At 46.8% G+C, this 6,838-nt stretch carries 6 protein-coding genes; 5 read left to right on the top strand and 1 reads right to left on the bottom strand.

The window, feature by feature from the left end:
- The first annotated feature begins 228 nt into the window (after positions 1 to 228).
- A complete protein-coding gene (locus tag KDK13_RS17915; RefSeq protein ID WP_257286358.1) occupies positions 229 to 483 on the top strand; it encodes a YheV family putative zinc ribbon protein in 255 nt (84 codons plus the stop codon).
- Between the two features lie 67 nt (positions 484 to 550).
- Positions 551 to 1,237: a hypothetical protein gene (locus KDK13_RS17910; RefSeq protein ID WP_257286357.1), complete on the top strand. Its 687-nt coding sequence runs from the start codon at positions 551 to 553 to the stop codon at positions 1,235 to 1,237.
- A 15-nt stretch (positions 1,238 to 1,252) separates the two neighbouring features.
- Here KDK13_RS17910 and KDK13_RS17905 read toward each other — a convergent pair whose 3' ends face one another.
- Positions 1,253 to 1,897, bottom strand: coding sequence for a hypothetical protein (locus KDK13_RS17905; protein ID WP_257286356.1), 645 nt, complete (start codon positions 1,895 to 1,897; stop codon positions 1,253 to 1,255).
- A 446-nt stretch (positions 1,898 to 2,343) separates the two neighbouring features.
- Between KDK13_RS17905 and KDK13_RS17900 the strand changes: the two genes are divergently transcribed.
- The 3 genes from KDK13_RS17900 to ctaD all read left to right on the top strand — a co-directional run bounded on the left by KDK13_RS17900 (position 2,344) and on the right by ctaD (position 6,835).
- Positions 2,344 to 3,264 carry a hypothetical protein gene (locus KDK13_RS17900; RefSeq protein WP_257286355.1) on the top strand — a complete coding sequence of 307 codons (921 nt, stop codon included), beginning with the start codon at positions 2,344 to 2,346 and terminating at the stop codon, positions 3,262 to 3,264.
- Positions 3,265 to 4,040: 776 nt separating this feature from the next.
- Positions 4,041 to 5,228: a cytochrome c oxidase subunit II gene (gene coxB, locus KDK13_RS17895; RefSeq protein ID WP_257286361.1), complete on the top strand. Its 1,188-nt coding sequence runs from the start codon at positions 4,041 to 4,043 to the stop codon at positions 5,226 to 5,228.
- 11 nt (positions 5,229 to 5,239) lie between these two features.
- On the top strand, positions 5,240 to 6,835 hold the full coding sequence (gene ctaD, locus KDK13_RS17890) for a cytochrome c oxidase subunit I (RefSeq protein WP_257286354.1): 1,596 nt from the start codon (positions 5,240 to 5,242) through the stop codon (positions 6,833 to 6,835).
- Positions 6,836 to 6,838: the final 3 nt, after the last annotated feature.

Raw genomic sequence — 6,838 nt, 5'->3', positions numbered from 1 at the left:
AGCCTGTCCGAGAATAGACTGCCCTACTGCGGTGGCAGCAAATTGGTCTAAAAATTTTCTGCCATCCTCGCTACGGGCGCTATTCTCGGACAGTCTCCTAGACTTCACAGCAGTTTCGCAGTAACCGTTTTGCCATTAAATGGGCTATTTGAAATAAATACGCAACAGAGGGCTTGAGGTGCTTTCTGTTGCGTATAAATGTCAGGTCATCAGTCAGGGATAAGAGCCATGAAAACCAAGCGCTTTATTGCAGGAGCGGTATGCCCTTCCTGCGGCACAATGGATTCAGTTCGAATGTTCCGCAGTGAGACTGAGCGGGATTACCGGGAATGTGTTGAATGTGGCTTCAGCGATGAGATGGAAGCAAATCCGCGGCTGGAGGGGGATTTGCCAGAGGCCCGTATTGCCCGGGAAGAGCGTATTCTGGAAGATCATACTGACATTATCCGGTTTGTTGACGGCTCACAATCAAAAAAGCAGTAAGGGTACATCGATAATGGTCTACCTTGCAGCGCAGGATCATTGAATTTTAAGGAGAGTTGGATTTTGTATGTTATCACCAGCACCAGCATCCGTTAGTCCGGAAGAAGCATTATGTTTACAGGCCACCCGACAATGTTTCAGTCTTGAGAAGAAATGCTGCACTTTCAGAGGGCTTCACGTCACAAGGCTGGATGTTTTCAGAAGCTTGATGCTGATAGTGGAGCGTACCTCAGTGGGTGGGGCTGTTGGAGGAGCCCTGGGTGTTGTTGCCGGTGGTATTGTCGGCGTCATGGCAGGCGGTGTGGCTGGGGCCGTAGTCGGTGGTATAGCAGGAGGCGCAGCAAGCGCAGTAGTTATGAATCAGGGTGAAGGGGGTAGATTAACGCGTGCCCTGGATGGTTTTCTGGGAGGTGTGGCTGGCGGTGGCGGGGGGGCGTATCTGCAAGATAAACTGGGCATTGAAGGTGCGGCAAAAGGTGCAATAGATGGCGTTATCATCGGGGGGATGGTTGGTTCAACCTTTGGCATATTGTCAGGTATTGTAATTATAAAAAACAATTACTTTATCAGGAACAGAGTTGTAGAGAGAACAGACCCGGTGGTTCAACTATCCAGCATTGAAGAGCCTGCCAGCATCGAAGAGCCTGATCAAATGCTGGCACCCTTCAGAAGCAAAACCCCCATTCGCAGGGAACCAGCCCAATCGACAGCGGTTATTATTGAAAACGAAGAGTTTGCTGAAGATTACGTATAAACAAAATTTCACAGATCAGGCCGCAGAGGTAAATTTCAGCTCGATACCCAGGTTGTTGGAAAGGCAGTTCCAGCGAGACCAGATCCTGATCCACTCTTCAGCACTGCGATCCTGAACGAACTCCCTGAACGTCTCTTCATGATAGATAGCTTGAAAACGCATCATCTTATCCACCGTTTTATCCACAACCTCATCCAGCTGATTGGCAAAGTCCTCCCCCAGTATTGAGTGAATAATCAGGTTAGCCCAGGTCATATTCATCGGGATCAGTGTTGATCCTGTTTTTACAAGATATTGGTCGTTTACTTCTTCAATAAGCCGGTGGGCAAAATAGGCTTTATCCAGCAATAAATCGAGTCCGGGCTGATCCCGGGTTATGGCAGCCATAAAGTTTTCTTCAGCAATATCAAGGAATGGTGAGATAAAACGGTGTATGCCGACTTGCCGGGAGGCTTCATTTAGCGCTTCCAGAAAGTCAGGTACATGGTCAATATAATCCATTGTGAAGATCAGCAGTGTCTCACAGACATTCTTGTCCGGCAGTTCAATCGTGCGATGTAATTGTTCAATCTGATCACTGATAAGTTTCTGGAGGTGTCTGCTTTGCGCTTCCAGCTCTTTGACCCGAATGATTAACTGTCGGATTGCCTGCACATCCATATTTATCCCCTGTGTTCATCCATTGGTAACAGCTTGAATAACTGGCCATGGCTGTCCGGTAGGTAATAAAAAAAACACAGTACTGTTTGTAAAACAAGGGATAGCAAATATTCATTTTTCATATATTTCAATATTTTTATAAATAAAAAATAATATAAAAAACACTGCAAAATAAGGGTTTTTCTAAATTTTGGAATCTGTTGTGCAGTCAAAAAAATGGCACACAATATATGCCATGCCAGCTTTTCTCAGGTGCTTCTTCGTCAAATAGCACCGCTATAGCCCTCAGAATCAGAAATCCTTATCCTCAACTTCTCACAATCCTCGCTATGGGTACTATTCTCGTTATCGTTGTTCTGGCTGAAATAACGGTAAGAAATGGAATTTACCGTTTTTGTCAGCTTGAAATCTGTGTTCCCAAATTTAATTGAAGGCTTTGAATAGCTATGTTTCCTTTAGTACGTACCAATGCTCATCAACCACCTTTATCAGCGTCTGAACCAGAGGTCAGTGAAGTTGCTATGGCAACTGCATTCAATAGCAGCGTTCAGGTAACAGACTCTTGTTCAGGCCAGCTGCCTGATTCCGGTGAGCGTCCAGAGCACTCGCTGGATGAACAGCAAATTACCGCACTAAAGCCTGGCATCGTGAAAGCAGAGCTTGGCAAATCACCGACAAGGTTTCAGGAAAATGATTTATTACTCGTTTATCCCTGTAACTCCAGTAACGGACGCACTCCCGGTCTCGATTTGAAGATCAATCCGGAAAAACTTAAAAACAGGCTTGATAATCACATAACTGAATTTTTGAGGACTCGCTGGATAGACGGAAAGAGAGAAGACGGTCCTACTGAGGATGAAACAAAGTCACTGGCTGATTCAATATTGGCAAGGTTGCCTGCAGAACTGACTGAGTTCCTGAACAAAGACTGGTCTGGTAAAGAGTTGTTTGCTCCCGAAGAGTATCAGGCACTGGCCAGGTTCCACGGTGCAATGATCCTGGCTGAACATGAACCTATTAACTGGTTTGACTACGTGAATGACGAAGAGTGTGAAGAACTTAACGAATTTATTATTAAACAGAATATTCCCCTGCGCATTGTCTGGAGCGAAGACGACGAAGAATTTCACGAATTTTTTAACAAGGAGTGCATACCCCTGCGCAATGGCTGGAGCATGGACGAAATAGAGATTATACAGCGTTGGCTGAATAGTGATCTGAAGAAATACATTAAAACCTGTCACTATGGCATATTAAAAGCCGGTTGTGTTACGGTCTGCAACCAATGTCGATACAGTGTTACGGAACACTGGAAACTATATGATCGCCTTAAAATTTTTATGAGACAGAAGGAGAAATTGTCGTAACACAGTCATTTTTTCAGGTGGCTAAACGTTTGAATTTTTCATAAGGTCGCAAAGTAGCAATTGCGAACATTATTTTAAAGGGCGATAGAGCTTGGCTTGACTTATTGCTTCTCTGATTTTTGAGTGGAGATTGCCTTTAACTAATACATTATGTTTTGTTCACAAATTTTAGTACTATAGAGCATGATTAGAAATATTGTTTAGTTACAGTCCTTTACAGGCAAGATATTGGATAGGCTAAATATCTAATAAACGACATTTATAGTTTTTTTAAATTGGCGATTTCATTTTTTTTCAGCATGTTGTTTAATGGTTTTTTAGAACTATACTCTATAAACGATTATTGTCAGACTTAGAGTGTTCTGCTTGAAACGATTTGTCATGGTTTTTCTATGGCGTGAGGTGATAGATTCGCAGTTATGTGTATGTTAAGCAGTTTGGCTTGGTCTCAATACTGATTGCATGTCTGTGCTTGATTAGATGTAGTGGGGTTTTTCAGGTCAGATAAATATAAGAAATATCGTTTCCTCTCAATAAATCCATCTGTGGTTTACCTGCGTAAATGACACTAACGGGCTTTATCATGGGGTGGGAACGATGAATATTGGCAACAATACAAGACCATTGGACAGGTCATTGTCGTGACACAGGCAGCCGGGCGAAATGTGGCTTTGTTGACGGTCACACCTCTGAGAAGTAAAGCAGCACAACGGGTCTGCACAATAATAATAAGAAGTTTCCGCTGCGATCAGCGGATAGTCAGGGGATGTAAGGGAATGATGCAGCAGGCAAAATCTCTTTTTCTTCTTCTTGCGGGACTGGCTGTAACGGGTAGTAGCCGTGCTGCATGGGAAGTTAACATGACCGAAGGTGTGACGGCGGTCAGCCGGAATATCTATGGACTTCATATGACCATTTTGATGATCTGTGTCGTGATCGGCCTGATTGTCTTTGGCGTCATGTTTTATTCTATTTTCAAACACCGTAAATCCAAAGGTGCAGTCGCTCACCAGTTTCATGAAAGCACACTGGTTGAGATTGTATGGACCTCCATCCCTTTCCTGATACTGGTGTTGATGGCCATTCCGGCAACCAAAACGCTGGTGGAAATCTACAACACTGACGAGGCTGATATTGATATCAAAATTACCGGGTATCAATGGAAGTGGCAGTACGAGTATGTCGGAGAAGGTGTCTCTTTTTTCAGTAATCTCAGTACCCCTCGGGAACAGATCCGTAATGTCCGGGACAAGAACCCCAATTATCTTCTGGAAGTGGACGAGCCGCTGGTGATTCCGGTTGATAAAAAGGTTCGCTTCCTGGTCACTGCAGCTGATGTTATTCACTCCTGGTGGGTGCCTGCCCTGGCAGTAAAGCGCGATGCCATTCCCGGATTTATTAACGAAGCCTGGACTAATATTGAAGTGCCCGGTACTTACCGTGGGCAGTGTGCAGAACTGTGTGGTAAGGATCATGGCTATATGCCCATTGTTGTTGAGGCCAAGTCACAGGAAGACTATGACGCCTGGCTGCAGGCAAAAAAAGCCGCAGCAGGAAAAGCGCGTGAGCTGACGGATAAAACGTGGACCATGGCGGAGTTGATGGCCAGAGGCGAGCAGGCCTACAACAAAGTGTGTGCGGTATGTCACCAGCCTAATGGTGCCGGCATGCCACCGATTTTCCCCGCGCTGAAAGGCAGCCCGATGGCCACTGAAGCGGATCAGATTGGAGCTCATGTCGATATCGTTATGAACGGTAAGAAGGGGTCGGCAATGCAGGCCTTTGCCGGTCAGTTGAGTGAGGTGGACCTTGCTGCCGTGATCACTTATGAGCGTAATGCCTGGGGCAATGACACCGGTGAAATGGTGACGCCCAAAGAGATTGTGGAATACAAGAAAACGGGTGAATACATAGAAGATCCGGCCAAGCAGAGCATGCCCGATAACCAGCAGGCGAGCCTGTAAGGAGAGTAGATATGACTTCGGTAACAGATACTGCTTCTTCACATGACCATGACGAGCATCTTCATGGGCCTGCCAAAGGGCTGATGCGCTGGGTTCTGACCACCAGCCATAAAGACATTGGCACCATGTACCTGTGGTTCAGTTTCATTATGTTCCTGACCGGCGGGGCCATGGCCATGATCATCCGTGCTGAACTGTTCCAGCCCGGACTGCAGATTGTCGAGCCGGCGTTTTTCAACCAGATGACCACGATGCACGGTTTGATCATGGTATTTGGTGCCGTTATGCCGGCTTTTGTCGGGTTGGCTAACTGGATGATTCCCATGATGATCGGGGCACCGGATATGGCCATGCCCCGGATGAACAACTGGAGCTTCTGGATTCTGCCCTTTGCTGCCGTGATGCTGATCAGCACCTTGTTTATGGAAGGTGGTGGGCCAAATTTTGGCTGGACTTTTTACGCGCCACTATCCACAGACTATTCACCGCCTTCTACGACGTTCTTCATCTTTGCCATTCATATGCTTGGGGTTTCTTCCATTATGGGCGCGATTAATATCATCGCGACCATCCTGAACCTCAGGGCGCCCGGGATGACCATGATGAAAATGCCCATGTTTGTCTGGACCTGGCTGATTACTGCTTATCTGCTGATTGCCGTCATGCCGGTGCTGGCTGGTGCCGTAACCATGATGCTGATGGATATCCATTTTGGTACCAGTTTCTTCAATGCCGGTGGTGGCGGTGATCCGGTATTGTTCCAGCATATTTTCTGGTTCTTCGGGCATCCGGAAGTTTACATCATGATTCTCCCCTCTTTCGGGATTGTCTCTGCCATTATCCCGGCATTTGCCCGCAAGCCCCTGTTTGGTTATACCTCCATGGTGTATGCCACTGCCAGCATTGCCTTTCTGTCGTTTATTGTTTGGGCACACCATATGTTTACAGTGGGCATCCCGCTGATTGGCGAGCTGTTCTTTATGTACGCCACTATGCTGATTGCGGTACCCACCGGGGTGAAGATATTCAACTGGGTGACCACCATGTTCCGTGGTTCCATGACCTTTGAAACCCCGATGCTGTTCTCCACGGCGTTTGTGGTGCTCTTTACCATTGGTGGTTTCTCTGGCTTGATGCTGTCCATTGCCCCCGCTGATTTCCAATATCATGACACCTATTTCGTGGTGGCTCATTTCCACTATGTACTGGTGCCGGGGGCAATCTTTGCCATCTTTGCTGCCTGTTACTACTGGCTGCCCAAGTGGACAGGCCATATGTATGACGAAACCCTGGCCAAAGTGCATTTCTGGATGTCCTTTATCGGGATGAACCTGACGTTCTTCCCAATGCACTTTGTCGGGCTGGCGGGCATGCCCCGCAGGATTCCTGACTATGCACTGCAGTTTGCCAACTTTAATGAAATCTCCAGTATTGGTGGTTTTATGTTTGGTACCACGCAGTTGCTGTTCCTCTTTATCGTGATCAAGTGCATCAGGGGCGGGGCAAAAGCAGAGGCCAAGCCCTGGGAGGGTGCTGAAGGGCTGGAGTGGAGCGTGCCATCTCCAGCGCCCTATCACACCTTCACCACGCCACCGGATGTGAAGTAAACG

The sequence above is a fragment of the Endozoicomonas sp. SESOKO1 genome, from assembly GCF_024606265.1.
In the GTDB taxonomy this organism is placed as follows: domain Bacteria; phylum Pseudomonadota; class Gammaproteobacteria; order Pseudomonadales; family Endozoicomonadaceae; genus Endozoicomonas.
Note: the sequence above shows the minus strand (reverse complement) of the source record. Positions and strands in the feature narration are given on the sequence as shown.

Coding starts and splice junctions, on each gene's coding strand:
- KDK13_RS17915 (WP_257286358.1), top strand. CDS start 229: ATGAAAACCAAGCGCTTTATTGCAGGAGCGGTATGCCCTTCCTGCGGC.
- KDK13_RS17910 (WP_257286357.1), top strand. CDS start 551: ATGTTATCACCAGCACCAGCATCCGTTAGTCCGGAAGAAGCATTATGT.
- KDK13_RS17905 (WP_257286356.1), bottom strand. CDS start 1,897: ATGGATGTGCAGGCAATCCGACAGTTAATCATTCGGGTCAAAGAGCTG.
- KDK13_RS17900 (WP_257286355.1), top strand. CDS start 2,344: ATGTTTCCTTTAGTACGTACCAATGCTCATCAACCACCTTTATCAGCG.
- coxB (WP_257286361.1), top strand. CDS start 4,041: ATGATGCAGCAGGCAAAATCTCTTTTTCTTCTTCTTGCGGGACTGGCT.
- ctaD (WP_257286354.1), top strand. CDS start 5,240: ATGACTTCGGTAACAGATACTGCTTCTTCACATGACCATGACGAGCAT.